General features: G+C 46.5%; 26 protein-coding genes. 15 read left to right on the top strand and 11 right to left on the bottom strand.

Annotated features, from left to right (window positions below; genetic code table 11):
* Window positions 1-5 precede the first annotated feature (5 nt).
* Entirely contained in the window at window positions 6-1,355 is a 1,350-nt protein-coding gene (locus DOM22_RS04380; protein WP_142699207.1) for a sigma-54 dependent transcriptional regulator, read from the bottom strand.
* A 107-nt stretch (window positions 1,356-1,462) separates the two neighbouring features.
* Here DOM22_RS04380 and serA point away from each other — a divergent pair, with 107 nt between their 5' ends.
* The 5 genes from serA (at window position 1,463) to DOM22_RS04405 (ending at window position 7,910) form a co-directional block, all read left to right on the top strand.
* Window positions 1,463-2,668 carry a phosphoglycerate dehydrogenase gene (gene serA / locus DOM22_RS04385; RefSeq protein ID WP_142699208.1) on the top strand — a complete coding sequence of 402 codons (1,206 nt, stop codon included), beginning with the start codon at window positions 1,463-1,465 and terminating at the stop codon, window positions 2,666-2,668.
* Window positions 2,669-2,763: 95 nt separating this feature from the next.
* Window positions 2,764-3,030, top strand: a complete 267-nt coding sequence (locus tag DOM22_RS04390; protein WP_142699209.1) for a hypothetical protein — start codon at window positions 2,764-2,766, stop codon at window positions 3,028-3,030.
* A 213-nt stretch (window positions 3,031-3,243) separates the two neighbouring features.
* A complete protein-coding gene (locus tag DOM22_RS04395) occupies window positions 3,244-5,367 on the top strand; it encodes a hypothetical protein (RefSeq protein ID WP_142699210.1) in 2,124 nt (707 codons plus the stop codon).
* Window positions 5,368-5,438: 71 nt separating this feature from the next.
* On the top strand, window positions 5,439-6,071 hold the full coding sequence (locus DOM22_RS04400) for a hypothetical protein (protein WP_142699211.1): 633 nt from the start codon (window positions 5,439-5,441) through the stop codon (window positions 6,069-6,071).
* Between the two features lie 93 nt (window positions 6,072-6,164).
* Window positions 6,165-7,910 carry a substrate-binding domain-containing protein gene (locus tag DOM22_RS04405; RefSeq protein ID WP_142699212.1) on the top strand — a complete coding sequence of 582 codons (1,746 nt, stop codon included), beginning with the start codon at window positions 6,165-6,167 and terminating at the stop codon, window positions 7,908-7,910.
* On the opposite strand, the gene DOM22_RS04410 is transcribed toward DOM22_RS04405, so the two are convergent.
* From DOM22_RS04410 to DOM22_RS04425, 4 genes are read right to left on the bottom strand one after another with little or no spacing between them, the layout of a single operon-like run.
* A complete protein-coding gene (locus DOM22_RS04410) occupies window positions 7,907-9,289 on the bottom strand; it encodes an FAD-binding oxidoreductase (protein ID WP_142699213.1) in 1,383 nt (460 codons plus the stop codon). The two genes, DOM22_RS04405 and DOM22_RS04410, sit on opposite strands and share 4 nt — an antisense overlap.
* Window positions 9,290-9,298: 9 nt before the next feature.
* Window positions 9,299-9,508, bottom strand: coding sequence for a DUF2892 domain-containing protein (locus tag DOM22_RS04415; RefSeq protein ID WP_142699214.1), 210 nt, complete (start codon window positions 9,506-9,508; stop codon window positions 9,299-9,301).
* 40 nt (window positions 9,509-9,548) lie between these two features.
* Complete coding sequence (gene grxD / locus DOM22_RS04420; protein ID WP_142699215.1) at window positions 9,549-9,854, bottom strand: Grx4 family monothiol glutaredoxin; 306 nt, start codon at window positions 9,852-9,854, stop codon at window positions 9,549-9,551.
* A 25-nt stretch (window positions 9,855-9,879) separates the two neighbouring features.
* Complete coding sequence (locus DOM22_RS04425; RefSeq protein ID WP_142699216.1) at window positions 9,880-10,107, bottom strand: BolA/IbaG family iron-sulfur metabolism protein; 228 nt, start codon at window positions 10,105-10,107, stop codon at window positions 9,880-9,882.
* Between the two features lie 264 nt (window positions 10,108-10,371).
* Here DOM22_RS04425 and DOM22_RS04430 point away from each other — a divergent pair, with 264 nt between their 5' ends.
* Window positions 10,372-12,288, top strand: coding sequence for an LTA synthase family protein (locus tag DOM22_RS04430; RefSeq protein ID WP_142699217.1), 1,917 nt, complete (start codon window positions 10,372-10,374; stop codon window positions 12,286-12,288).
* 72 nt (window positions 12,289-12,360) lie between these two features.
* On the opposite strand, the gene DOM22_RS04435 is transcribed toward DOM22_RS04430, so the two are convergent.
* The 3 genes from DOM22_RS04435 to DOM22_RS04445 all read right to left on the bottom strand — a co-directional run bounded on the left by DOM22_RS04435 (window position 12,361) and on the right by DOM22_RS04445 (window position 14,777).
* A complete protein-coding gene (locus DOM22_RS04435; RefSeq protein ID WP_142699218.1) occupies window positions 12,361-13,041 on the bottom strand; it encodes a PilZ domain-containing protein in 681 nt (226 codons plus the stop codon).
* 2 nt (window positions 13,042-13,043) lie between these two features.
* Complete coding sequence (locus tag DOM22_RS04440) at window positions 13,044-14,195, bottom strand: cyclic nucleotide-binding domain-containing protein (protein WP_142699219.1); 1,152 nt, start codon at window positions 14,193-14,195, stop codon at window positions 13,044-13,046.
* Between the two features lie 90 nt (window positions 14,196-14,285).
* A complete protein-coding gene (locus DOM22_RS04445; protein ID WP_142699220.1) occupies window positions 14,286-14,777 on the bottom strand; it encodes a hypothetical protein in 492 nt (163 codons plus the stop codon).
* 127 nt (window positions 14,778-14,904) lie between these two features.
* On the opposite strand from DOM22_RS04445, the gene DOM22_RS04450 reads away from it, so the two are divergent.
* Window positions 14,905-15,264 carry an HNH endonuclease gene (locus tag DOM22_RS04450; RefSeq protein WP_142699221.1) on the top strand — a complete coding sequence of 120 codons (360 nt, stop codon included), beginning with the start codon at window positions 14,905-14,907 and terminating at the stop codon, window positions 15,262-15,264.
* A gap of 2 nt (window positions 15,265-15,266) precedes the next feature.
* Here DOM22_RS04450 and DOM22_RS04455 read toward each other — a convergent pair whose 3' ends face one another.
* On the bottom strand, window positions 15,267-15,920 hold the full coding sequence (locus DOM22_RS04455; RefSeq protein WP_142699222.1) for a hypothetical protein: 654 nt from the start codon (window positions 15,918-15,920) through the stop codon (window positions 15,267-15,269).
* Window positions 15,921-15,927: 7 nt separating this feature from the next.
* Window positions 15,928-16,599: a hypothetical protein gene (locus DOM22_RS04460; RefSeq protein ID WP_210415678.1), complete on the bottom strand. Its 672-nt coding sequence runs from the start codon at window positions 16,597-16,599 to the stop codon at window positions 15,928-15,930.
* A gap of 224 nt (window positions 16,600-16,823) precedes the next feature.
* Here DOM22_RS04460 and DOM22_RS04465 point away from each other — a divergent pair, with 224 nt between their 5' ends.
* The 5 genes from DOM22_RS04465 (at window position 16,824) to DOM22_RS04485 (ending at window position 21,494) form a co-directional block, all read left to right on the top strand.
* Complete coding sequence (locus tag DOM22_RS04465) at window positions 16,824-18,605, top strand: DNA topoisomerase VI subunit B (RefSeq protein ID WP_142699224.1); 1,782 nt, start codon at window positions 16,824-16,826, stop codon at window positions 18,603-18,605.
* Window positions 18,605-19,768 (top strand): DNA topoisomerase VI, encoded by a 1,164-nt coding sequence (locus DOM22_RS04470; RefSeq protein ID WP_142699225.1) that lies wholly within the window; start codon window positions 18,605-18,607, stop codon window positions 19,766-19,768. Before DOM22_RS04465 ends, DOM22_RS04470 begins: the two co-directional genes overlap by 1 nt.
* Window positions 19,769-19,954: 186 nt before the next feature.
* Complete coding sequence (locus tag DOM22_RS04475; RefSeq protein ID WP_210415679.1) at window positions 19,955-20,494, top strand: NADAR family protein; 540 nt, start codon at window positions 19,955-19,957, stop codon at window positions 20,492-20,494.
* A 60-nt stretch (window positions 20,495-20,554) separates the two neighbouring features.
* The gene (locus DOM22_RS04480) at window positions 20,555-20,995 is read left to right on the top strand and encodes a carboxypeptidase-like regulatory domain-containing protein (protein ID WP_142699226.1); all 441 of its coding nucleotides are present in this window, start codon (window positions 20,555-20,557) and stop codon (window positions 20,993-20,995) included.
* Window positions 20,996-21,050: 55 nt separating this feature from the next.
* Window positions 21,051-21,494, top strand: coding sequence for a hypothetical protein (locus DOM22_RS04485; protein WP_142699227.1), 444 nt, complete (start codon window positions 21,051-21,053; stop codon window positions 21,492-21,494).
* A 10-nt stretch (window positions 21,495-21,504) separates the two neighbouring features.
* Here the strand turns inward: DOM22_RS04485 and DOM22_RS04490 are convergent, their stop codons facing one another.
* Complete coding sequence (locus DOM22_RS04490; protein ID WP_246845843.1) at window positions 21,505-23,085, bottom strand: glycosyltransferase family 39 protein; 1,581 nt, start codon at window positions 23,083-23,085, stop codon at window positions 21,505-21,507.
* 165 nt (window positions 23,086-23,250) lie between these two features.
* Between DOM22_RS04490 and DOM22_RS04495 the strand changes: the two genes are divergently transcribed.
* The 3 genes from DOM22_RS04495 to DOM22_RS04505 are packed head-to-tail and all read left to right on the top strand — an operon-like array spanning window position 23,251 to window position 26,043.
* Window positions 23,251-24,297, top strand: coding sequence for an MBL fold metallo-hydrolase (locus DOM22_RS04495; RefSeq protein WP_246845844.1), 1,047 nt, complete (start codon window positions 23,251-23,253; stop codon window positions 24,295-24,297).
* The gene (aspA, locus tag DOM22_RS04500) at window positions 24,278-25,696 is read left to right on the top strand and encodes an aspartate ammonia-lyase (RefSeq protein WP_142699230.1); all 1,419 of its coding nucleotides are present in this window, start codon (window positions 24,278-24,280) and stop codon (window positions 25,694-25,696) included. Before DOM22_RS04495 ends, aspA begins: the two co-directional genes overlap by 20 nt.
* Complete coding sequence (locus DOM22_RS04505) at window positions 25,696-26,043, top strand: GNAT family N-acetyltransferase (protein ID WP_142699231.1); 348 nt, start codon at window positions 25,696-25,698, stop codon at window positions 26,041-26,043. Before aspA ends, DOM22_RS04505 begins: the two co-directional genes overlap by 1 nt.
* Window positions 26,044-26,047 lie beyond the last annotated feature (4 nt).

Here is a 26,047-nt window from a genome sequence, read left to right on the forward strand (position 1 = left end):
GAATCTTAGTCCTCTTGGATGTTGTAATCGCTGATCTTTTTATAAAGATTCGATCTGGAGACCTGCAAAAGCTGTGAAGCTTCTTCGATACTCTTTGTTTGTTTCATCGCCGTGCGTATCACATGCGCCTCGAACTCATCAACTAAAGTATTTAGCCCTTTTGCGAAATCAATCACAGTGTAAGAGGGAGCTTTAGCTGGAGTGGCGGCTGGTGTTAACCACTGGTTGACATCCTCTGCGCGAATAAACGGCAAGGGCGATGTCAGACTGAGTTGCTCACACACGCGTTTTAGTTCGCGCACGTTGCCCGGCCAGTTGTAAGTTTTAAGTGCCGCCAAACCATCTTCTGTAAACTGCTTGTTACGACGAGGTCGTTCCATTGCCAAAAAGTGCTGAGCCAATTCATCAATGTCGGCCAAGCGGTCACGTAAAGGTGGCAGTTGAACCCGTTGAGAGGCAAGACGGTATAAAAGGTCTTCGCGGAATTCGCCTGCAGCCACCATTTTATCCAGTGGCTTATTGGAAGCGACAATCACACGGGCTTTCACCGTGATGGATTCTTTCGCGCCGACCTTGCGAACTTCGCCGCTTTCTAAAAAGCGCAAAAGCTTCGCTTGTTGAGTTAGGGGCAGGGCTTCGATTTCATCCAGGAATAAATCGCCACCGTTGGCAGCTTCGGCAAGTCCGATTTTATTTTGATCAGCTCCGGTGAAGGCACCTTTCACATGACCAAACATTTCGGATTCAAATAAATTATCAGGGATGCTAGCGATGTTGACGGCGATGAACGGTCTTTCGCCTTCTTGTTCGTGCAAGAGTTTTGCGACGACTTCTTTACCACAACCTGTTTCGCCTTCGATCAAGACGGGCTTGCTTTCACCGCGCAAATCCGCCAGACGTTTTTTGATCGTTTGAGATTCTTTGCTTTGTCCCACCCAGCGAGTGGAGTTACGGTCTGAATGTGGATCGACCGTACGCAGATCCCAAAGCGCTTCGATTTTTTCGAGCACCATGGCGATCTCTTCAGGCATCAATGGTTTTGCTAGGAAACGTTGCGCCCCAGCCTTAAGGCAAGACTCCATCAACTCGCGGCTTAAATCGCCCGACATCGCGACGACTTCCAGTTGTGGATTGTGTTTCATAAGTTTTTCGATCACCTGGGGGCCGACTGCTGGTTTATTAGGCTCCAAGTGCATGTCTACGAAAGCTGCATGGTAAAAACGTTCAAACTGAACAGCTTCCAGCTTTTGCGCTGAAAAGACCTTCCAGTAAGAAGGCAGGCTCATCTTGAGCGATTGGTGAATGAGTGGATCATCATCAACGATAAGTAGGGAAAATACTCGAGTTTTTGCCATAGGATATAGGATGGCCCGTCGAAGGTCCTTTGACCACCCTTAATGCCCATGGTCAGTAGTGACGACCGTCAGGTTTTAGCTCTAAAATGACGTGTAATGGAGGCTGCATGAGCGAGCTTAAGATTCTTCTGACTGAAAACATCCACGCCGTCGCGAAAGAAAGACTTTCCGATGAAGGTTTCAAAGTGGATTTGATCTCGCACTCTCCATCTGAAGAAGAGTTATTAAAAATTCTTCCGGACTATCAGGTGCTGGGTATCCGTTCAAAAACTGAAATCACGAAAAAAGTTTTGGAAGCCAACAAACATCTTCTTACGATTGGTTGTTTTTGCATCGGTACCAATCAAGTAGATTTGCCTGCTGCCAGAAAATGGGGCGTTCCTGTTTTCAATGCACCTCACTCCAATACGCGTTCTGTGGCCGAGTTAGTTATTGCTGAAATGATTTCTTTGGCTCGTCAATTGGGTGATCGCAACACGCAAGCGCATCTGGGTGGTTGGGTGAAGTCAGCAGAAGGTGCCCATGAGGTTCGTGGCAAAACTTTGGGTATCGTCGGCTACGGTCATATCGGCAGTCAGGTGAGTGTCTTGGCGGAGTCGATGGGCCTTCGTGTGATTTTCTATGACATCGTTAAAAAACTTCCTTTGGGCAATGCCGTTGGCAAAGCGACGTTGGGGGAACTGCTGGCCGAGTCTGACTTTGTTACATTGCATGTTCCTGAAACCGCAGAAACCAAAGACATGATCACGAAAGTGGAACTGGCTTGGATGAAAAAGGGAGCGCACCTGATCAATGCCAGCCGCGGGACCGTGGTGGTGATTGAGGATTTAGTGGCAGCGCTTAAAGAAAAACACATCGCAGGTTGCGCCATCGACGTGTTTCCGGAAGAACCTGCGTCCAACAAGGTTAAGTTTACATCGCCACTCCAAGGAATTCCAAATGTGATTTTGACTCCACATATCGGGGGGAGTACGGAAGAGGCTCAATATGCGATCGGTTTAGAGGTTGCGGAAAGCTTCCGCCGCTATTTGCGCATCGGTTCCACATCGGGTGCCGTGAACTTTCCAAACGTGGATTTGCCCGTCAAACAGGGAACTTCGCGCCTATTGAACGTGCACAGAAATGAGCCCGGGGTTTTGGGTGAAATCAACGGTATCATCTCGAAAGCAGGGGCAAATATCGAAGGGCAGTATCTTTCCACGGACCCTGAAATCGGATACCTGGTGATGGATGTCCACGCCACGCAGGTTCAGTCTTTGGCGGAGCAAATTGGAAAATTGGAGCGCTCAATCCGCACCCGCGTCGTTTACTAAAGTTAAGCGTTACATCCATAACATTTTTGCAAGCCGGGTTGTCCATATCCGGTGCCCGTGATACATCCGGGACCTCGAAAAAATTGGGGGTCCTTTTGAAATCACTATTGATTGCGCTTTCTATCCTTGTCGCCGCACCAGCCTTTGCATTCCAAGTTATGCCATACGAAGGCAATGGTGATGAGCCTCAATCTGGTCCTACAGAATTCATCTCTTGGTGTGATAAAAAAAATAACTCTGTATTGATGGTTCGTGGCGGTCAAATTGTGACTGTTGATGACTGTAACAGCAAAGAACTTACTTGCATCACGACGACTGTGACTGATGGTTTCCGTTCTCGCGTAACGGCTCTTTGCCGCTAGTCTGTTTCCTAAGCTGAATTTGGCTTTAAAAGGCTCCGTAGATCGGAGCCTTTTTTATTTGTGTGTCTTATTAGCCCTAGAGCTGAAATTCAAAAATGAGCCTGTTTTTGTTTCTGTAAAATTTCGATAAAAAAGGCCGTTTCATTTTAAGAATCTCGATACAGAGAGCCTCATAAAAAGCCGATTAGTACCTCATACTTTGGGGTCGTATCTGTGAAACTTTTTATCCGATATTTCGTCATAGCGATTGTATTTGCTGTGGGGCTTTCTGCCTGCACGATGGATTTGTCGTTGACGCAACTTGAAGGTGGCAGTTCCTTGGCCCCGGAAAGCATTTCTGTTGATGGAACTTTGACCGTTTCCAGTTTGCAATTCACTGATGATGCCACTCCCAATTTAACTTTCTCTGTTTCTTCGATCAATCCCACAGAAATGAAAGTTACCAACAATGCAACCTGCAGTGGTGGTTCGTGGGTCGCCTATGCCGCAACACTCACGGGGTATGCACTGACGGCTTCGGATGGGGCAAAAGATATTTCGGTACAGTTCAAAAATGCAGAGGGAACCGTGACTTCATGTGTGAGTACTCACATTGTTTTGGATACGTCGACGCCGACCAGTCCCACGTTGGCGGTGGTCGCGGATTATACCGATGGCAGTTCGGTGAACTTTGTAAAGAGTGCTTCGCCGACTTTCAATCTAAGTGCGGTGGACGCGACTCTTTACCAAATGCAGCTTTCTAATTCGGCGACGTGTGCATCGGGAACTTACGAAGATTATGCGGCGACCAAGGCTTGGCCATTGACGGCGAGTGAAGGTCTTAAAAGCATTTCGGTCAAATACCGGGATCGATTTTCACATGAGTCAAGTTGCGTGACCGTGGATGTGGTGCTGGATTCCACAGCCAGTGTGGTTCCTACAATCGCCCAAGTTGAAGGCGCCGAAGGTGTCGGATCGATTTCTGTTTCGCCAAAAGTATTTGTGAAAAACGTAGCGGCAAACGAAGTGGCCGATGCAACCCATAGTGGCTTTCTAGATTATCAAGCTCGTGTAGTACGGGTCAGTGATTCGGTGGAGGCGCAGACATGGACATCGGTGGGTGCAGGTCCCCTGTTGCAGCTCACAGGTTTAACTTTGGCAGATGCAACGGCTTATCGTTTGGATATTCGCTCGCGAGACAAAGCAGGGAATGTATCTGCAGTATCATCAGTGACTTGGACAAGTTCACTCGTGCCGTTCTATGTAAAGTCCTTGCAAAATGCGACACCATCAACCGAGTTTGAAAGTGATTCGTTTACGCTAACGGGTGGAGCTGGCAGTGTGAATGTCACCGTCACCAATGGTGCAAAAGTTTGTATCAGTCCTTGCGCGAATTGGGCTGCTGCGGGTGGGAATGTGACAGCGACCGTAGGCGATACTCTTTCACTGAAGGCCTTTTCGCCGGCATCAGGCACTTTGACCTCCACGGTCACTGCAGGTTCTTACGCGACGACTTGGAAAATTTCGACGACGGATTTGTGTCCTGCCAATTACGTTCTGGTTCCCGGTGAAAATGGAACTCGTCAGGGCGAGTTCTGTCTTGCTAAGTATGAAATGAAAATCGCCGGCGATGCAGATGGTTATCAAGCTTACAATGTCAGTTTTGTGGCGGAGTCCCGCGCGAGCGGAACTCCGTGGCGTCTTTTGAATGTGGATCAAATGATCACGAGCTGTCAGGCTTTGGGTGCCGGCTATGACCTGATCAGCAATACACAGTGGAATACTGTGGCTCGAAATATCTCGGCTCAAGCAAGCAACTGGAGCTCCGGAATTGTCGGCACAGGCCAGCTGAACCAAGGCAATCGTTCCAACTCTTCACAAGAAGAAGCCTCCGTAAATGATGCCGAAGCTTGTGTAAACTTATCAGGATTCACTTATCCTGCGGCCTCTGCGACATGTTCAGATACAGTTTGGCGTAACTTCCGTCGCACTCATAAACTAAGTAACGGTTCTGTACTGTGGGATCTATCGGGAGGATCTTGGGAGGGTGTGAAAGACACTTATCCGGATACTTATGCATCGACGGATGCTTTTTTATCCGCGATGACGGATGGAACTTTCTTTAAGATGCTATTGGGGGCGCAAGGCAAAACTTGTGCGGATCCCTCGAATGCAACCGAACGCTGTGGTTTCGGTTACGCTTATCTTTCCAATGCTCGCCCAGCGAGTGCGATCTTCCGTGGCGGTAGTGCCAGCAATGGTCGCGAAGCCGGTGTTTTTGCGATCGATTATGACTACAATCGTGCTTACACGGACGGTGCACATGGCTTCCGTTGTGTAGCTCCTCTAATAAATTAGTGACAATTCAGTGAAAAGATTTCCATGCACCCGAGTTCTTGTGAGTTGTGTCACAAGATCAGGGGGTTTGAATGAAAACCGCGAAATGGATTTCGCTGTTCCTGTTGTTTGTAGGTTCCCAAGCATGGGCTGTTCAATATCAATCTTCAACTTATTCTGAAAAATTGGCAGTGAAGAAAAATCCATTGAAGGGACTGAGTTTGGTAGTTCCAGGATTCGTGGTTCACGGCGTGAAGCCTTCAGAAGAGGCCTCCGCTAATATGCCACGCAAAATGGATGGCAATGGTAGCACGGTGATCACTCCAGGATTTGGCTTGGAATATGTCGACCAGGACGGATTGATGTTGTTGGGCGCTGTGGTGAAAGATTGCTATGACAACCTTGCTGGCACATTGCAGATCGGTGAGATGTTTCAAGTTTCCGATAGAACGCAGTGGGGACTCACATTTGGAGTTTATGCTCGTCAAACGCCGACTCGCTGTTCAACGAGTTCGAACGGACGTCAAAGCACCACGGAATGTTATGACATTGATGGCTATCGCATGAAGTTTTTGACTTCAGTGAGTGGCCACTCTGTGGACATTATTCCGACACCCTTTTTTCACTTTTCTACAGCGATTTTTAAGTCCCGCGACTTCCGAATTGATTTTAAGGTGATGAGCAATGTTGTTCTAAATGAATTTGGGTTTGCATTTCCATTTTGAGCTCGCGACTCCATGTAATGAGCCAATGTGTCGTTTCACAGTTGAAATACGCATTAAGGGGAGATTTAATCATTTTGTTGTTAAGATAGAGGGGTGAAATTTCATAGCGCGATTCCCTTCTTGCTGTTGTCCCTAACGAGTCTTACGGCCGTTGCCAAGGATTTAGACGTCCATGTTTTTTATTGGAGTTCGCGTATTGAAGCCCAAGTTTCCATGCGCCGGGGCCTCGAGGAAGAAATCAAAAAATACAATCAAACCGGTGCCCGAAATATCAATCTGATTCCCCATGTGGCGGGAGAAGGGCGATTGGGAGTTTCCAATCAAATTCATCAATTGGAAAGTGCCATTGAATCAAATCCTGATGCGTTGATCGTTCAGCCCACAGATATATCCACGGTCAGTCGCGCAGTTCAAGATGCGGGACTAAAAAAAATCCCCGTCTTTACCTTTGATCAGTTTATTTTAAATGCAAAAGTTCAATCCTATGTATCGAGTGATAATTATCAGGCGGGATGGAATAATGGTATTTACGTCGAAAGTCTTTTCCCCAGGGGACAAGAAATCAAGATCGTGATGTTCGAATACACGCGCGTTTCCGCTGCGATCAATCGTATCGATGGATTTTTTGATGCTCTTCGCAGTCGCAATCGAAAGTTCGTAGTGCTAAAACGCTACGAGTCCGTGGACCCTTTAAGTGCCACCGACGCCGTGGCCTCTATGCTGAAAGATTTTCCTAAAAAGCGCAGCATCGATTTAGTTTTCACGATCAATGATGGTGCCGGAAATACGGTCGTTGAAAAACTTTGGAATAAAGGCAGAAAAGAAATTTTGCATGCAACCATAGACGGGGACCCGGTGGCGGTTGGCAATATCAGGGACCACCGTTTGACGGTTATCGACTCGGCTCAATTTTGTGGAGAGATGGGGCGAGAAATTGCCCGACAGGTCATTGCGTATTTTTCTACAAAGCCTGTGGTGCCGAAATTATTAATTCCGACTTTTCCAGTGACTCGGGAAACTCTCTCTCAGTTTAAAGGTTGGTTGTCGGTCCCGATTGCTCCACCTAAAAGTTTTTCTGATCCGCGTTCTATTGAACCGACGGCTTCGTTGGCTAAGGACATGGGCAATGTCACGATACGTATCGGGATGGCAGCTCACTGTCCTTATCTTTGCGATAAAGGGGCGGATCAATGGACAGGGTATGTGTATGATATTCTGAAAGACCTCGCCACCAAGAATAAGTTCCAACTTAAAATCGTGAATCTCCGCAACAAGGATCTTACCATGGCTTTGAAAGACAAGAAGGTAGACTTTGCGGTTTTACCAAGTTATCTGGTTCGCTATCAGCCGGGATTTGAAATTGCTCTGACCAAATTGGGTGTGAGCTATACCGGTGCTCTTTTTACTCCAGGCGTAAAAGTGCGACTGGTGGATAAGAACTCTTTGGAAAATATGCGTGTGGCCTTTGCCACTCTCGGACAGGAATCAGATTTCAGTCTGGATCCAGAAGAGTATAAAAAGTCGATCAAACTTGAAGGTGTGGAGGTCGCTGATAAAGTCATCAAAGTGATAGGTGAGCGTCGCGTGGATGTGGCTTTGGGTGATTACAATGTGATTCGTTACACTTTGTTGCGCCGTCAGTTGTTGAATTTAGAGCTGCAGGCGACATCGCTGACGGGGTTTAATACGTTAAGTCTGGTTTCAAATGCCGGCGAAACGGCGCATGCAGATTTGCCCATCAGGTTGCAGAAGTGGTTCGCCGATGCACGAAGCTCTGACAAGCTTCATAAGATCTTAATCAGATACAATCTGAATGATTGGTCAGAATTTGAATACTAAATTACTTTGCCGGGATTCATGATGTTATCAGGATCAAATACTTTTTTGATCCCTTTCATCAATTCAATTTCGGCATTAGAGCGTGTGTAATTTAAGAATGACTTCTTGGTCAGACCCACACCATGCTCGGCACTGATTGAGCCCTGATACTTTTTAACCGCATCAAAAACCATCACGTCGACCTTGCGACATTCTTTGACGAAGTCTTCTTTGCTCATGCCATCCGGGCGCAAGATATTGATGTGCAAGTTGCCATCACCGATATGGCCGAACCACACGACTTCCCATGTTGGGTAAGCGCTTGCTAAAACTTTATCCAAGTCCACCATGAATGGCGGAACTTTGGAGATAGCCACAGAGATATCGTTTTTATAAGGAGAATATTTAGCCAAGGACTCAGAGATATCTTCACGATATCTCCAGAATGTCGTCGCCTGCGTGTCTGATTGAGAAATCACGCCGTCAATAACCCAGCCGTCTTCAGCGCATTGGCCGAATACTTCCAATGCTTTTTCTTCGTCTGCTTCAGAGCGGATTTCCACTTCTGCCAAAACATAGAATGAAGCAGAGGTCTCAAGCGGTGCTGGTAAACCTGTGTTCGCCAGAACCTTTGCCAATGCTTTGTCCGAAAACATCTCAAATGCCACAAGTGAGGTTTGAGTTTTAAATTTACCGAAAATTTTCATCACAGCTTCAAGGCCGCTAACGGCCATCACCAAAACTTTCATTGGTGGGGGAGCAGGGGCCAGGCGAATTGTCGCCTCGGTGATAAAGCCCAGAGTTCCTTCCGCGCCGATGAACAAATGGCGAAGGTCATAACCAGTCGCATTTTTTACCAAACCATTATTCAGCTCCAAGATTTCACCCGTGCCAGTCACAACTTTAAGACCAGCCACCCAGTCGCGAGTCAAACCGTAGCGTACAACTTTGATGCCGCCGGCATTGGTAGAAATGTTCCCGCCCATTTGCGAAGAACCTGTTGCTGCGAAATCCACCGGATAGAAAAGATTTTTGGAATGGGCGAACTCTTGCAGAGTTTCCGTCACCACACCCGCTTGGATTACGACTGTTTGATCCACAGCGCTGAAGTCCATGATCTTGTTCATTTGATCAAAGGAAACAACCACTTCGCCTTGAGTTGCCACAGCAGCACCAGATAAACCTGTGCGACCTCCTGATGGAACCAACGCGATTTTATTTTTGCGTGCCCATTTTACCAGAGACGCCACATCTTCAGTAGTGTGAGGAAATACGATGGCAGTAGCCTTGATGTCGAAATAAGTCGTCCAGTCCTTGCCCCAGTATTTTAAACTTTCCTCGTCAGTTTTGATTTGGTCTTTTTTTAGAAAGCTATCAAGTTCGAGGAGAGCTGGTGACATGCTGTAATCCTATTCCTGGTCGTGAACGGGTCGGTAAAAATCTTTCAGTGTTCTTATTCTAAAGAATGCGTAGATAGGACACAAGCCCCAAGCCGCAGTGAATAGACCGTAGATACCGATGTAAGTCCAGAAAGGACCACCGGCGAAAGCGTAGGCGGTCAAACCCACGCCAATTAGAAACCTAAGGACTCGATCCCAGACAGCGACATTACATCTCATGTTGAGCTCTCCTTTGCCTTAGGCTTCGGCGGGACAGGGACTACTTAAGTAGATCCTGCAATTCGCCAGATTGGTACATTTCCATCATGATGTCAGAACCGCCAACAAGTTGGTGGTTGATATACAATTGAGGGATGGTTGGCCAGTTGCCGTACTCTTTAATACCAGAACGAATTTCTTCGTCTTCAAGGACGTTCACATCGTGAAATTGTACGCCGATGTCTTGAAGAATCGCGCATGCACGTGCCGAGAAGCCGCACATTGGAAATTGTTGAGTGCCTTTCATGAAAAGCACAACTTTGTTACCTTTAACGATACCGTCAATTTTTTGTAGAGTTGGAGACATAAAATCCTCTTATTGAATAATTATCTTAAACGATTTTTGTTTTGATGGAGAGTGCGTGCACTTCACCAGTTTTCAATTCTGGTCCAAAGCAAGCCATCACTTGTTGGTGCTGCTGGATTCTTGTTAAGCCCGCGAATTTTGAGCTTTCCACATAAACTTCCCAATGATCTTGAGTTCCAGTCAGATCGAAAATCTCAATCTTACAGTTAGGGTAAGTCTCTTCCAGGCGTTTTTGCATTTGTTCTTGAGTCATAGGGGGGAACCTACCAGAGGCTTCCTTCCAAGTCCAGTGGCGCTTCGCCAGATCGGTTGGCTCTTCGTTGCTTCTCGTCGGCGTACGAGGAGTACGCCTTCCTCGGCGCGCCTTGATCCAACCGATCTTGCTGTGCGCATGTGGTTTTTGGGTTTGGGGTTTGGGATTGGGGGCGGGGGCCAAGGGGAGTGGGTTTGTTTTGGTTTATTTGGGTGTGGCGGTGGGTCTTGTTTGACTTAGTGCGGCGGTGTAGGATCTGGGGCTATGTTTGGACATTCTCAGAGGCTTATTAAGATCTTTTCTTTGATTCTGCTTACGATGCTTTTTTATGCTTTGGCGCGAGCAGAGTTTTTGGTTTGGAATTGGAATTTATTTCATTCTAAGTCGTTCGGGGACATTTTTTGGGCGTTCTTTGTGGGAATGCGTTTTGATTTGTCGGCGGCGTTTTGTGGTGTCGCACCGGTTTTGTTTTTAAGTTTCTTTCCTTGGCCTGCTCGCTGGAATCCTTACTGGGAGAAGATGACTTGGGGAATTTTCTGTCTGATCAATGTTCCGTTTTTGATTCTGAATTTGGTGGATACAGAGTTTATTAACTTTGTCGGTCGCCGCTTTACTTACGACACGATTTTTATTTTGAATGAAGCCCAAGGTAAGATGCTTAACTTTGTTGGCAGCTATTGGCTTCTGTTTTTGATCAATACGTTAATTGTCGCGGCCTTTATGTTCCTTGCATGGAAACTTGTGCATCGTTCGGGAAAGGTTCATTGGCAAAGTCATTGGCAGGCATGGAGTGCGCACGGCGCGATGGTTTTTATCGCCCTCGCTTTTGCCGTGATCGGAATTCGCGGAGGATTTCAACGGAAGCCCATCAACTTTGTGAATGCCAATGTGTTCACAGCACCACTTTTGAATAATCTGGTTTTAAATTCTACCTTCACGTTTATCAAAAGCTATGGTGCCAAAAAAATTAAACATGAAAAGTATTTTGCCAATCGCGAAGACATGCTGAAGCTTTTGAATGGTTCCCGGGTTGGTTCCAGTCTGGATAAACAGGGGAGACCGGCGGCTCCGCAAAATATCGTCATCATTATGCTGGAAAGTTTTGGTTCGGAATATCTGGGTCCTGTGGATGGAGAAACGCGTACACCGTACCTGGATTCTTTGATGAAAAAGTCCCTGGTGTTTGAACACGCCTATGCCAATGGTCGTCGCTCGATCGAAGGTGTAGCAGCCGTGATGGCGGGCATTCCCGCTTTGATGAGCGAGCCCTTTATTTCGTCTCCATTTACTTCGAATTATTTCCTGGGACTGGGAACTTTGCTCGCGGATAAAAAATACTCCACCAGCTTTTTTCACGGTGGACATAATGGAACGATGTACTTTGATTCTTTCATGCAAAGTGCCGGTGTTGAAAAATACTATGGTTCAACCGAATACGGAAACTCTGCCGATGATGATGGCGTGTGGGGTATTTGGGATGAGCCGTTCTTGCAGTGGATGCTGACCAAAGTTAATGGTTTTCAGCAGCCATTTATGACCTCGGTTTTCACGTTGAGTTCGCATCAACCGTTTAAAGTTCCAGAGAAATATGTGGAGACGTTTAAAGAAGGTCGAATGCCAATTTTGAAAACTATTTCCTATACGGATATGGCGTTGGAAAAGTTTTTCAAGGAAGCGGAAAAGCAGCCTTGGTTTAAAAACACTTTGTTCGTGATCACTGCGGATCACACCTCTTTGCATTACCGTCCGGAATACACGAATGAAGTCGGGGATTACAAAGTTCCGTTGTTCTTTTATCATCCAACATACAAGTTCCCCAAGGTCGACACCAACATGGTCGTGCAGCAGATTGATATTTTGCCGACGATTTTGGATTTCTTAAAAATCCCCCAAAAAGAAACGAACTATATGGGAAGCTCGATCTTTGTTAAGGGCGACAAGGTTGCGGTGACGTTCAACGACGGCATTTATCAGCTTTTAGCAAACGATTACCGCTTGCGCTGGGTTGTGGGTAGCAGTGAGCCCGAGATGTTTAGCATCAACGACAGAAACGGCGATAACGTCCTGACTGAGCCCGCAGCCCGCAAGGCCGAACTGATTCAAAAACTCAAAGCGAATATTCAGTATTTCAACGAAGGCATGTGGGACAACAAACTATATTATCCCACTCCTGCCCGATAGGTTCACGCCTTCACTGCGGGGAATGTCCTCCGCCTTGCGGCTGAACCTTTTTGAACGATTTTGTGTAATCGATTATGCGGATTTCTTTTGATAGACCGAGCGTTGCATCTCGACGATGGCGCTCATGATGGCGAATTCGCTGGCGTTGGCGATGTGATTGAACTCCAAGCCAATGACCATATCGTCGCCTTGCACGCGCAAGTTTTTGACGAAGCCCTGTACTGGAATGGGATCACGTTCGCCGATAAAGATCACGGCTTCTACGCGGTCATCCAAACGCAATGTCGGCATATCTGCCGTCAACAGCACAGCACAGCCCTCAGTGGATACATCCAACAGACGGCATGTCGTGTTTGATTGCTGTTGATTCAAAGTCGCAATCAAACAATCCGCTTGGAAACCCGTCGGCAGGGTGTAGCGGAAGTTTTTTCTTCTTTGCAAATGAAACAAGTCTTTAATCGTTAGGTTCACGCCGCCCTCGAAAGGAATCGCCGTGGCTTCGAACATGTACTTGTCATTGTTCACGCGGAAATAGCACGTCAGAACTTTGTTAAAGGAGAATTTGAAACTCCCGCCATCCGTTAAAATGCATTGGATCTGGCCTAAGTCATTCATGGAAATGGCATGAACGTGTTCAGACTCGTCCTCGTTGCCTTTCAAAAGGATATCTCCTTCGATAGCAGTCAGTTGCTCGAAAAGATATTTTCGCTGCTCCTGATTATTGACGGCTTTAAAAATAACCACTGGTCCCATGACTATGCCGCGCTGACCAGTTTATGGCCGCACTCTCCACAGAATTTAGCTCCGGCGACAACCTCAGATTTACATTGAGGGCACTCAGGGCCGTTGGATTTTTTCTTAGGTTTTTCTTCTTTTTCGTTCAAATCAACGTAACCACGTTCATTCCATTTATCGATCTCGCGAAGCATTTTCCAGCTTTGCAACATGGAACGGAATTCTTTGATTTCGAATTGCAAAAGTACGCCTGCGCCCACCGTACGGCGCTTCATAAAGATCCCTTTGCCTTCCAGGCGAGTGAAGTGATCGTTATTCAAAGCAAAGCCCAATTCGTTAGTGCAGTATTCAGAAAATTTAGCGAACTCTACACTGGTCACGCCGAAACGGTCGACTTCAGGGGAATCGCCAGTCACTTTCAAAAGACCATCTAGCAAGTTCAAACACACTTCGTCCACACGAAGAAGCTCAGACTTACCAGCACCTTTGAAATAGTAGTATTGAAAGAATTCAAAGAAAGCTTCTACCAGGCCCAAATCCAAAAAGTGAACTTTTTGGATTTCGTCAGCGCCCTCTGGATTGTCAGCAGGTTTACCCATTTCATACAAAGCCAGTTTTTGCTTTACCAAAATATTGATCACTTGCTCGACGCGCTTTGGGCTTTCTGCAAATACGCGCTGAGCGTATTGTTTCATCATCATCCATTCCACAACCACACGGCCGGGCAGGACGTTTTTATCACCTTTATGATTTGCCGTATGGAAAACCGCACCGAAGGCTTTCGCCACTTGGTCCTCAGGACATGGCGAAGAGTCTTTTTCAAGCTTTGAAGAACGCACTTCATTCACGCCCATGCGCAAACGCTCTGCCAGTGATTTGATGATCACTTTCAACATTTGCGGAGCACCTTCATAAAGTTGCTTTAAAGTATCAACCGGGATTTCTAAAACTTTCGTTTCAGCCGTAGCAATGGCTGCAGTTGGATGAGTTTGCGCACCCAAAATAACCTGGTCGCCCAGGAAGTGAGAAGGACCCAATTGGAAGAACTCCACGTTCTTTTTTCCACGGATCAAGCATTGCGAAGCACCGCCTGATTGAATCAGGTAAACCGATGTGATTTTGTCGCCATCCTTAAAGATGACTTCGCCTTTTTTAAAGCTTTTTACGGACATAGCTCACTCCTCAAAAAGTTTTCTCAAAAAAGTTATCGGTTTAAAAAGCCCATAAATTGAGGCAACTAAGGAGTGGCTTTGGTCCAGTTTCTAGCGCAATGATCGCGCACAGGGATTGGTCATCAGATCGTTCCCTAATTGAAGCATAACGATTTGCCCTCGACCATCATGGACGAAGCGAATCCAGTGACTTAAGCGATCTGAAAGCTGAATTTTGATGTCTTCACCTATCCCAGACCACTCATTTTCGACCTTTTTTAGGCCATATTTCGCACCCATTGGGATCTTAAAATGCGTGATTCTGCCGCCCAATTTTGAAGAGTCATAGTCGACTTCGATAAATTCGACCCATTCTGAACCGCTGGAAAACTTGCGAACCTCTCTGCCAGGACGGACTTTCAAGGTGCAATAGAGATGGGAGGCCAGCTGATTTCCCAGGGTTTTAGAGACGAAATCGAACATTTCGCGATCCAAGATTTTATCGGTAGACGGGTCGTCATTGATCATGGGAATGACTTCTTCAGAGTGGGCCGAGAGGGAAAACATCAGGCAAAACAGGGCTAAAAGAGTAGTTAGCTTCATTAAGGTCCTCCACCGCAAAATATAAGAAGGCCTCTCGTGTCTGTCGAGATCAGAAAATTTATAGGATCTATAAGGAAAAAGCCCTGCTGGGTTGCTGTCAGACACGGTTTCCGCTATAAATGCCTCCATGGAATACTTCTTTAGCGCGGCCCCCGAGGCCCACCAAAAAAAGGAAAAAGCGAAAGCTCGCGAGCTTCGCCAAAGCCAATGGTGGCGTCAAGAGTTGGGTAAAGGCCTTTGCTATCACTGCGGGAAAAAATTCAAGGCCGCAGAGCTCACGATGGATCATTTGATTCCTATCGCTCGTGGTGGGAAATCCACTAAAAATAACTGTGTTCCATCATGCAAGGATTGCAACAGCAAGAAGGGCTATAAAACCCGTGCCGAAATGGCTATGGAAGAGTTAAAAGCTTCTTCTCAACCGGCCGAGGCTTCTGCAGAGGAAGTCGTTCCTGCGGCAGCAGAAACCTCTGAATCTGAAGAATAAATCTATCTTTTTACGGTCTCGGGATTTTTGTTTCGGATCAAGGTCATTGCACCTGCGAAAACGCCCTTTTTCCATAGCGGAATCAGCCATTCCATTTCGGCGATGCAAACCAGCTTTTCCAACGTCGCTTTTTCCTTAATAATATTCGTTCCAAGGCCGGGCGCCATGCGAACAGGCTGTTTTTGCCCATAGAATTCCATCACTTTTTCCACCATTTTTTCATGCTCTCCAGGAGCTCTTTCATACAGGTGATACCACTTGCGGGAGCACAAATCCTCGAACGTATAGGTGGTGGTCTCCAAAAGATTAAAAGTACGGAACAGTTGCACGTGATTTAACGAGTACATTTCAATCATCAAATCAGGAGCGTTATCAATTAAGGCCAGGTCTTCGGGAGTTATGGTCATTCCCAACACATCCAGCGCGGTTATCACCATCAGACGATTGTCGTATAAAGAACCATCCTGAGCGTGAACGCGCGAGCAGATTTCTGAATACAGACGCAGATTCTCAATCACGGACATTTGCTCTTCATTCGAGAGCTGCGTGAAGTGGGGAAGTTGAGGGTCGGCATAGGCACGAAAAAGAATGCCTTCACCCTCAATCAACTCAGAGATTATCTGGGAATAGTAGCGAAATAGCGCTGTAGAGCTCATGGAAATATTATGGCTTTACAAACTGGGGAATGGAATCAGGATTCCAATTAATCACTATAGTTAAAACCGCGTCCAGAGATTGGTTTTTAAAGACCGGAATCAACCACTTTGTTTCGGTTAGATAAATAAGATGCTCTAAGGTGTCTTTCTCGACAATTCTCATCGGACCGGCATCTGCTGGTTTACGAACGGGTTCTGTTTGCAGAAAGAACTCGGTCGCTGCCTGAATTATTTTATCGTGAGCTTCCGTCGGGCGTTCATAAAGATGGTACCACTGACGGCAACACAGATCTTCAAAAGTGTAACTGCTGGATTCAAAGATGTTTAAAGATCGGAATAAATGCATTCCGTTTTTATTATAAATCTCGATAAAATGTTTATCTTCAATAAGGTTTAAATCCTGGGGATGGGCGTTCATCCCGGAAACGTTTAAAAAAGTCTCAACCATCAGGCGATTGTCGGTGAGCGTGCGGTGGTGCTCTTTCACTTTTACGCAGGCCAGCACGTAAAGTTTCACGCGGGCGATAACGTCGAATTGTTCATCACGAGTCAGACGACTGAAGTGAATAAGATTGGGATTTGCATAAGGACGGATAAAAACCCCCTCATCCTCAATCAATTCAGAAAATGATTCCGCTAGCCGTTTAAAGACGGCTAAAGGAGAGTCGCTGCTTGTCATAAATGCCTGCATTCCAAAAACGTACCCGAGTTGCACAAGTAAACGAATGTTAATAGAGGCGGTCATGTATTCAATCAAGGCCTATTACATATGTTCGCCTCGCATTTAAAACTACGTCGCGCAGTGTTGAGCCTTTGGTCTTGATTTGTCCACCCGCGTTGAGACTAAGCTATCAAAGTCATTGCATTAAAATTCGTTAACATCGTTATAAGGACTAAGCGACTGTGAGCAAAATTACCAAAAGTAGTACAGCTGAATATTTTGCTAAAAACCTCCAGCAAGTCGGGTTCTCGTCTCCTTTAAAAGCCGTTTTGACGACTTTGAAAGAAGCCGTAGACAACTCGTTGGATGCCTGTGAATCATCCGGCATTTTGCCTGATTTGTTAGTAGAAATTTCGAAAGTTGGATCTGGTTCAACTAAAAATACTGATTTAATTCGCATCGTTGTCGAAGACAACGGTCCCGGAATCGAAGGCGAAGATCTTGCCAAGGTGTACGGGGAATATCTTGCATCTTCTAAGTTCGGCCGCGGTCAATGTTCTCGCGGTCAACAAGGTATCGGTATTTCTGCTGCCACGACATGGGCGCAGATGACAAATGCTCGGGGTGTGAGCGTTGTTTCTAAAACTAAAAAAATGCGTAAAGCGATATCGGCTCAGGTGGATGTCGACATCAAGTCCAATACGGGTCTTGTGAAAAACAAAGAATCGATGGATTGGGATCGCGAACACGGTACACGTGTTGAATTCATCCTTGATGGACGTATTCAATTGAACGGTGATGGTGGTATTTTGACTTATATCGAGGGCACAATTCTTGTGAATCCTCATATGACAATCACATATAAACTAAACGATGCCGACTTCGTTACTGTGACTCGTGTAAGCAATGAAGTTCCTAAAGTTCCAGAGGCTTCTTTGCCACATCCGCACACGTTTAAACTGGGTGAGTTTATCACTCATTCTACGTTGTTCGGTAAAACGACTTTGTCTAAGTTCTTGAAGACCGGTTTCTCTCGTATTTCTGATCAATCGATCTCTGATTTCGTGAAAAAAGGTCTTCCGAAAAACCTTCTTGAAAAGCCTTTGACAGTATTGTCTGAAGAGGACTTCAAGAAAGTATTCCAAGCTGTTCAAAACACAGATTTGATGGCTCCTTCCACTAAGTCAGTTTTGACTGTAGGTGAAGAAGCACTTTCTAAATCTATCACTCGTTTGGGTGAGATCGACTTCTTTGCAGTTGTGACTCGTAAACCGACTATTTGTGACTTTAAACCCGTGGTTGTCGAAGTCGCATTGGCCCGTTTCAAAGATCGCAATCAACAAAACGATTCTCCGGTAACACTTCTTCGCTTCGCCAACCGTGTACCACTTCAGTTCGATAAATCGGGCTGTGCGATCACGTGGGCGATTGAATCTGTGAACTGGAAAACTTATGGCTTGGGTCAACCTAAAGACTCTTTGCCACTAGGTCCTTACATCTTTGCGATTTCTATCGTATCTCCGTTTATCAAATTTAAAAATGCCTCGAAGGAAACTATCGATGCATCTGAAGAGTTGGTGGCAGAGATTCGCTTGGCGTTGATCCAAGCAGGTCAAAAACTTTCTCGTCACATCAAAAAAGAAGTGAAGGAAGCTGACCTGGAAAGAAAATTGGCTCACATCGAGCAATTCGGTCCGATCCTGGTTGAAGGGTTGGCACGAATCATCAATGCGCCAGAGTCTCGTAAGAAAAAAGCTGAAGAAGGTTTGAAAAAACTTTTGGGCCGCGATTCTGAAGAGGCGATTGCAGATCTTGAAGCAGCAGAATCCAAACTTTTGGCGCAAAAACAGCGCGAAAAGAAAAAAGGCATCGATCATGGTGACGAAGAGGAAATCGATGTGATTTCCGCTGAAGACATCCATGAGGAAGCCGCTCAAGGCACTAAAAAATCTACGACGAAAAAAGCGGTTGGCACTCAAAAAGCCACGGCTACGACTAAGAAAACGACTGGGAAAAAAGCGTAATGGCAAAATTACTTAGCGTTCGCGAACTTAAAATTGATATTCCTAAGGAAGCCCGCATCTTGGCAGACAAGATGTTGAAGGACCTTGAGTCTTCAAAACGTCCTGTTTTGGAAGCGGTGAAGACTTCATTGGATAACTCTTTGTACAATGCCAAGGTGGGATACTTAACTCCGGGAGATAAAGTTGTCCGTACGGAATTGAATGTTTCGTCAGTACAAAAATTGGCTCGTGTGGTTTTTGTTTTGGAAATTCTTTTGGGCAATTTGGAAATTGGCTCTGTAAATACAAAACGTGAGCTTTATTACATGTGCAAAGGTTTGATCAAAGGAAACTCTCGTTTGAAACCGTTGGATTTCGATGATCAATCTGAATCAGATTCTATCATCGATTTTATCGGGGACATGCTGGAAGTTTATCGTGAGGAGCTGAACTGTTTCGCCAATGACCGTGGTGGACAAACTTACTCGCAACAATTGGTTGTAACTGAAACATTGAACGATGGCGATAAAGCAGTTGTCGATCTTTCGACTCTTGGGACTTCACCGTTTCAACCAAAAAATAAACCACAAGCTTTGAAATTGAAGGCGAAAAAGAAAATCGACTTCTGCTTGATCGTTGAATCTGAAGGTACTGCCAATACTTTGGTATCCATGGGTTTCACAAAACGTAACAACTGTATCGTCATGGGTGCCCAAGGGGTTCCATCGAACGGTGTTCGTGGTTGGTCAAAATTGATTCAAGACGAACTGGATGTTCCGATGTACTTCTTCGGAGATCTCGATGCGTACACAATGCAAAATATCTTCCGTACTTTGAAGGCGGGTTCTGCGGCATCTTTGATCCGTAACTCTCATTTCTCTGCACCGAATGTTAGATTCTTGGGCGTATTGCCTGAAGATGTGAAAAAGTATGATCTTCCTCACTACAAAGTGAAAGAGTCTGATCCAGCTGAAGCCCGCGCTTTGAAAAAAGCCAAAGATGCTTTGGAAAACGATCCGTTCTTTTTGGATAAAAAGAATAAATCACTGGCGGACATTTTGCGCTGGTTGATCAAGGAAAAGATTCGTTGCGAGCAACAATCGTTCTTCTCTGTCGATCCAAAAGATCCAATCAAGACAGAAAAACTGATCCTGGAAAAAATCAAAAGAGGATCTTACGTTTAGACCTCGTTACATTTAAAACAAATTCAGTCCTCGCTCTTTTTATTGGGCGGGGATTTTGTTTTTTCAGGGTTCGATGATTTCTTTTTTGTGTTAAGTTTTTCTGGGTTGGCTGCGGAACTCGCACGAAGCCAGCTAGGCTTCCCAGCGAATTCGAATGACGAAGTCTAACCTTCATGGAGAAGAGAGATGTTTCGTACCTTAATTGCTTGTCTAATGCTCGGTTCGCAGATTGCATGCGCTCATCAATCTCAAGATCTTGCCAAGACTCCACCGGTTCCCTATGAGGGTGAAATCTTGGACTTCTATTCGACGAAAAACCCTTACGGAGAGTTTTCTAATTTTGCGGAGTATCCGGTTTTTGTGGATGGGGAGTGGTGGAAGACTTCTGAGCATTATTACCAAGCACACAAGTATGAAAAACCAGAGTTGATCAAATGGGTCCAAGATGCAGAAACTCCAATGGAAGCGGCCAAGCGCGGTCGCGATGGAACTGTTCCTAAGCGCGCCGATTGGGATCAGCGCAAAGACGAGTTCATGGAGAAAGCCGTTCAGGATAAGTTCACTCGTCATGAGGAATTGAAAGTTCTTTTACTTTCCACGGGCGAAGCTCGACTTTATGAACACACCAAGAATGATTGTTATTGGGGTGACTGTGGCGATCGTACGGGTAAGAACAAACTGGGTCTTTTACTCGAGCGCATTCGCGAGGAATTAAAAATTCGCTAGAGTGATGCAGCATCACTACCCAATGTGTTCCCTTGGTCTAAAATATCAGGCGGAGGGACTATGAAACTTAAAATTTACTTTTTGCTGGGACTGTTTTTGATGTTGGGCGCTTGCGCTTCGAACCAGGAAAAGCAGGAATTGAAAAATCCGCTCGAGGTTTTGAACGGCAAAACCTACAACGCCCGTGAAGACTCTGAACTCGGTGGGGTGCCAGTCACTGGCACTAAAAATAAAGTCACACGCATCCATGGTGTGATTCTTCAAGGTGAGGGTGTGACTGCCACTCCCGTTAAGTTTATTTCCGTCAGATTGCTGGATGATGATGGTGTGACGATTGCCAATGCGACGTCTGATATCAAAGGCGCGTTCGTTCTTTCAGGTATTTTCTTTAACGGTCACTACGTTGTGGAAATCACTTCTAAGAAATTCAAAGGTGCCACTCGCGTATACGTAAATCGTTACGAGCAAGAGATCACTATTCAAGCAACGCCCGTTAAATAACTAACCGTGACGCGCTATTGCTACCAAAAGTGTGTCCGTACCATAAGATAGATCTATGAAGAACTGTGTTTATTTATTTTTGAGCCTTACAGTTGCGATGATCTTGGGATCTTGTGCTCACGAAGACGAGCAAAAGCCTCAGGATCTTGCGACCGATCATTTTGAAGTTTCCCAGCAAGGTGGAGACGACAAATTGGTGCGCTCTTCCGGCGTTAACGGCATCACGGAGCAGGTTGTATTGAACGGCATGCTTAAAGTCCGTGGCGTGAATCAAAAATATATGAACGGTGTTGTCGTGCATCTGATTGATCGCGATGCCACGATTTATGCTCGCGGGCGTGCAGCCTCTGATGGTTCTTTTCAGCTTTCGGGACATATTCCAAAAGGTTTTTATCTGATCAAAGTCATCGATCGCAGATTCAAAGGCGAGTTGCCAGTTCATTTGAACGGGATCGAGCTAAAAAATCTCACGGTTCCCGTTCAAACTGTCATTCGCTAAAACGCGCGTTTTAGCGGCGCGCTGAGGGCGGAAGTTCTCCGGGCCCATAGATTATGCCCTGGAAGTTTTTGCACAAGTAGACGTAGAATGTGCGCGCGTGAATGCCATGACGGAAGGTCATCAGCTTATCGCGGTTGCAGCTGTCGAACTTTGCGTACTCTAACGGATCGCGGTCGTACTTTTCAGTAGTCACAACAATCGCGTCTTGGCCTTCCATGTTTTTCATTTCTTCCACAGACTGCATCACCGTGTAATTGCTGACTGTTGAATTCAACATGTAGATCTTTTCTTTCGAGCCCCAAGTGGTCTGCGCTGTCGTTTCGTAACGAAGAGCGGCCAGGAACGGACGATGTCCTGATTCGGCATGAATTTCGCGCTGACGGCGGTTGATGAAGCGACCTAGGTCTTCCCATCCCGTAAACTCGTTCGAGAAATCGTAAGTGGTCTGCCATTCTGCTTTTGGAGCAAAGAAGTGGAACGCTTTCGGTACCCATGGATAGGCGAATGGAGTGTAGGCGATCAGCGCCAACGGAATAAAGAATGCCAAGATTCCGTATGTGAAAACTTTGCTACGAGTTTTGATGATCTGTTTTTGACCCCACATAAGGCCTTGGGACCAGATAAAGCCGGCACCCATCAAAAGCAAAGTGTAGGCGGCTCCCGGCCAGTGCGGTTTGTAGTCAGCAAAGAACGGTTGCGGATAAAACACGGCGATCGATGGCACCGTCATGCAGAACAGAAATCTCCAGCGAGCTTCTGCGCGTTTGATGATGGAGTTGATAAAAGCCATCACGATCAGCACATACAAGAACGGCGTGCAGAATAAAAGTTGAGCCGCAAACCAGCCGCCCCAACGGCTTACTTTAAAGGTGTCGCCACTGTGACGATCATGGAATTGATAACGGAAACCCGGCCAGTCATGCAGATGATTCCACCAGAAAATCGGTGTACACAGAACAGTCGCAATTAAAAAGCCCACCCATGGCCATGGAGAAAGCAGGTCTTTGCGGCGATTTGGCGTCATCAGCAAATACAAACCAAAACCTGGTGCAATCAAAGCGATGATGAATTTGGAATTTAACCCCAAGCCCATGATCACGCCCAGCCACAGCCAAGTTTTTTTCGTGGACCAACGTTGACCATCCTCGCGCACGCCTTGCCAGAATACGTAAGCGGCAGCAACGAACGCTAAAGCGAATGGAGGCTCGGGAGAAGCTACATAACCACCAAAGCCCCAGAACGGGGACCATAGCATTACAAAGCCGACAAAGATCGCAGCCCAGTCATCGAAAAGATCGCGAGTGAGTTTGTACAAAAGAACGATGGTTGCAGTGAAGCACAAGAAGCCTGGCAGCCTTACGCCCAGTTGGTTATCGCCAAACAACGATGTCGTGATCGCCTCTAGCCACGCTATCATTCCCGGATGATCGAAATAGGATAGCTGCAAATCTTTAGCCCAAGACCAGTGGTAAGCCTCATCATCGATCAAGCCAATGCTCAGGCTAAAGAAAGCCCTGAAAAACAGAGTCAGAATGAAAAGGATCAGAACTTTTTGTTGAGTGGATCTTTGCTTCCAATATTCAGCAATCACAGAGTTACTCTCCAGGTTTTACGGAAGTCATTTTGTTAAACATCTGTCGTAGCCCTTCGGCGTGGGTCATGGCAATAATTCCCCTCGATGAAGCTGCGTGTAAAGTGCTATCTTCATGGCATGAGAATCAGAACGTTTTTATGGCTTCTTAACCTGGGTTTTTTTGTGGGATTTCTTGTGGGCTGCGCAGGAACTTTTAAGTACTACGATCCAAATCTTCCTCACCATGGGAAGACCGGATTTTTAAATAATTACGATAACTCGCCGAAGCCCAGCGTGATGAAGTGGTATTGGCAACGATGGACCACGGACTTTCCCGAGGAGGACCCTGCCGGAGCCCCAATGGTACCGGTCAATCTTGAGACTTTGAAAAATCCTCGGGGATTGTCGCTCACATGGTTGGGGCATTCTTCGGTGCTCATACAAATGGATGGCATGAATATTCTGACAGATCCCGCATTTTCGGAGAGAGCTTCTCCCGTGAGTTTTGCCGGTCCGAAGCGCTATGGGAATTTGCCGTTGGCCGTCAATGAGCTTCCAGCGATCGACGTCGTTGTTGTTTCTCACGGGCATTACGATCATCTGGATTTAACTTCTCTAAGAACAATTTTCGATTTGAATGGCGGGCGCACGCGTTTCTTGGTTCCCTTAGGAAACAAAGCCTTGCTAGAAAGCAAAGGCATTCGCAATGTGCAGGAAATGGATTGGTGGGAGAGTCTCCAGGTAGGGATACTGAAGGTGACGTTCACTCCGGCGCAGCATTGGTCTGCTCGCTCGCTTTTTGATCGTAATGAGACCCTTTGGGGAGGATGGATGATCGCGGGACCCTCGCGTCAGGTGCTCTATACGGGAGATACGGGCTATTCTAAAGATTTTCAGGACATCTATCAGCGCCTAGGTGCGGTGGATGTTGCTCTTATTCCAATTGGTGCCTATTCTCCTCGCTGGTTCATGAAGCGGCTGCACGTCGACACCGATGAAGCGGTACAGATTCATCGGGATTTGCATGCCAAGGTGTCGCTGCCGGTTCACTGGGGTACTTTTAAACTCAGTGACGAGTTGATGACTGAACCTCCGGAAAAATTGCGGGAATCTTTGCAGAAAGCAAAACTTCCTCCTTCGGTCTTTCCGGTGATGAAACGTGGCGAGACCTTCCAGTTTGAAGACGCCGTTGTGAACAGGGGATTTAAAAATGAGTCAGTACAGAATTGAACATGATCTTTTGGGCGAAAAGCAAGTTCCTGCGAATGCATACTATGGCATTCACACTTTGCGCGCGATGGAAAATTTTGAAATCTCTGGATTGAAAATCGGGCAGGATGAGCTTTTCGTGCGAGCGTTGGCCTTGGTTAAAAAAGCAACGGCAATGGCGAACGGCGAGCTTGGCACTATTCCTAAAGACGTTTCAAAAACTATTGTTGAAGCTTGTGATGTTATTTTGAAAGACCCTGTAAAATGGGGGCCGCAATTTCCTTCGGATGTTTTCCAGGGCGGAGCGGGGACTTCTGTGAACATGAACGCCAATGAAGTGATCGCCAATGTGGCGCTGGAACTTCGTGGCTTGCCTAAGGGTGATTACAAAACCATTCACCCTAATGATCACGTGAACAAATGCCAATCGACGAATGACGCTTATCCAACGGCGTTCCGCGTGGCTTTGTATGAGCACATCAGTGTCGCGGTGAAATCCGTCGATGTTTTGGCAGAGTCGTTCGAGAAGAAAAGCAAAGAGTTCTCAAAAGTATTGAAAATGGGTCGTACTCAATTGCAAGATGCAGTTCCGATGTCTTTGGGGCAAGAGTTCAATGCCTTTGCGACGTTGTTGAAAGAAGACAGCCGTCTTTTGAAGACAGTGCAAAAATTAATCTTGGAAGTGAACCTGGGGGCGACGGCGATCGGAACCGGTGTCAATGCACCAGAGGGCTACTCTGCCTTGGCAGTCAAAAAGTTGGCAGAAGTGACAGGTTATCCATTCGTTATTTCCGAAGACTTGATTGAGGCGACAAGTGACTGTGGTGCTTACGTGATCATCTCGGCGGCATTGAAACGTACGGCTGTGAAGCTTTCTAAAATCTGCAATGACCTGCGTTTGCTAAGCTCAGGTCCGCGCGCGGGCTTGAAAGAAATCAATTTGCCAGAGTTGCAAGCGGGTTCTTCGATCATGCCAGCTAAAGTAAATCCGGTGATTCCTGAAGTTGTGAATCAAGTGGCGTTCAAAGTGATCGGCAATGACTTGACGGTGACCTTGGCGGCAGAAGCGGGGCAATTGCAATTAAACGTGATGGAGCCAGTGATCGCTTCCAGCATGTTTGAGTCGATCCAGCTGCTGACTCAAGCTTGTTACACTTTGAAAAACAAATGTGTCGACGGCATTACGGCTAATGCCGATCGCTGCCGCGAAAATGTGATGAACTCCATCGGTATCGTAACATACCTGGATCCCATCATCGGTCACGCCGAAGGTGACCTGATCGGAAAAATCTGCGCGCAAACCGGCAAAAACGTCGCCGAAGTCGCACTCGAGCGCGGAGTCGTCACGCAAGCCCAATTGGACGAAATCTTCTCGACTGAGAATTTGTTGAATCCGAAGTACATGGGCAAAAAGCACTAATGGTTGATTTCGAAATTCGCCGAGCGGCTCACGGTGATGAGCCGTACCTCGCGAAAGTTCACATCCAAGCTTGGCAGGAAACTTACCCGGGCTTGGTTCCTGATTCCTATTTAAATTCCCTCAGTGATGAACTCGCCGAAAGAGTCGAGATGTGGCAAAACATCCTCGCGAACCCCAAGCGTTGGGCTTGGGTGGTCGTCGTGAACGGCTCCATCGTCGGCTTTATCCTGTTCGGCCCTCCACGCGATGAAAACCGCGACACTTACATCGAATTAGGCGCGATCTACGTTCTGAAATCCCACCACTCTGGGGGGTATCGGTCACGCGCTTCTTTCCACTGGTTTTGATTTC

Origin of the sequence: Bdellovibrio sp. ZAP7, from assembly GCF_006874645.1 — a bacterium.
Taxonomy (GTDB): Bacteria; Bdellovibrionota; Bdellovibrionia; order Bdellovibrionales; family Bdellovibrionaceae; genus Bdellovibrio.

Excerpts from the sequence above, each read along its gene's own strand:
- DOM22_RS04380 (WP_142699207.1), bottom strand. The coding sequence starts at position 1,355 with ATGGCAAAAACTCGAGTATTTTCCCTACTTATCGTTGATGATGATCCA.
- serA (WP_142699208.1), top strand. The coding sequence starts at position 1,463 with ATGAGCGAGCTTAAGATTCTTCTGACTGAAAACATCCACGCCGTCGCG.
- DOM22_RS04400 (WP_142699211.1), top strand. The coding sequence starts at position 5,439 with ATGAAAACCGCGAAATGGATTTCGCTGTTCCTGTTGTTTGTAGGTTCC.
- DOM22_RS04410 (WP_142699213.1), bottom strand. The coding sequence starts at position 9,289 with ATGTCACCAGCTCTCCTCGAACTTGATAGCTTTCTAAAAAAAGACCAA.
- DOM22_RS04415 (WP_142699214.1), bottom strand. The coding sequence starts at position 9,508 with ATGAGATGTAATGTCGCTGTCTGGGATCGAGTCCTTAGGTTTCTAATT.
- grxD (WP_142699215.1), bottom strand. The coding sequence starts at position 9,854 with ATGTCTCCAACTCTACAAAAAATTGACGGTATCGTTAAAGGTAACAAA.
- DOM22_RS04425 (WP_142699216.1), bottom strand. The coding sequence starts at position 10,107 with ATGACTCAAGAACAAATGCAAAAACGCCTGGAAGAGACTTACCCTAAC.
- DOM22_RS04430 (WP_142699217.1), top strand. The coding sequence starts at position 10,372 with ATGTTTGGACATTCTCAGAGGCTTATTAAGATCTTTTCTTTGATTCTG.
- DOM22_RS04435 (WP_142699218.1), bottom strand. The coding sequence starts at position 13,041 with ATGGGACCAGTGGTTATTTTTAAAGCCGTCAATAATCAGGAGCAGCGA.
- DOM22_RS04440 (WP_142699219.1), bottom strand. The coding sequence starts at position 14,195 with ATGTCCGTAAAAAGCTTTAAAAAAGGCGAAGTCATCTTTAAGGATGGC.
- DOM22_RS04445 (WP_142699220.1), bottom strand. The coding sequence starts at position 14,777 with ATGAAGCTAACTACTCTTTTAGCCCTGTTTTGCCTGATGTTTTCCCTC.
- DOM22_RS04450 (WP_142699221.1), top strand. The coding sequence starts at position 14,905 with ATGGAATACTTCTTTAGCGCGGCCCCCGAGGCCCACCAAAAAAAGGAA.
- DOM22_RS04455 (WP_142699222.1), bottom strand. The coding sequence starts at position 15,920 with ATGAGCTCTACAGCGCTATTTCGCTACTATTCCCAGATAATCTCTGAG.
- DOM22_RS04460 (WP_210415678.1), bottom strand. The coding sequence starts at position 16,599 with ATGACAAGCAGCGACTCTCCTTTAGCCGTCTTTAAACGGCTAGCGGAA.
- DOM22_RS04470 (WP_142699225.1), top strand. The coding sequence starts at position 18,605 with ATGGCAAAATTACTTAGCGTTCGCGAACTTAAAATTGATATTCCTAAG.
- DOM22_RS04475 (WP_210415679.1), top strand. The coding sequence starts at position 19,955 with ATGTTTCGTACCTTAATTGCTTGTCTAATGCTCGGTTCGCAGATTGCA.
- DOM22_RS04480 (WP_142699226.1), top strand. The coding sequence starts at position 20,555 with ATGAAACTTAAAATTTACTTTTTGCTGGGACTGTTTTTGATGTTGGGC.
- DOM22_RS04485 (WP_142699227.1), top strand. The coding sequence starts at position 21,051 with ATGAAGAACTGTGTTTATTTATTTTTGAGCCTTACAGTTGCGATGATC.
- aspA (WP_142699230.1), top strand. The coding sequence starts at position 24,278 with ATGAGTCAGTACAGAATTGAACATGATCTTTTGGGCGAAAAGCAAGTT.
- DOM22_RS04505 (WP_142699231.1), top strand. The coding sequence starts at position 25,696 with ATGGTTGATTTCGAAATTCGCCGAGCGGCTCACGGTGATGAGCCGTAC.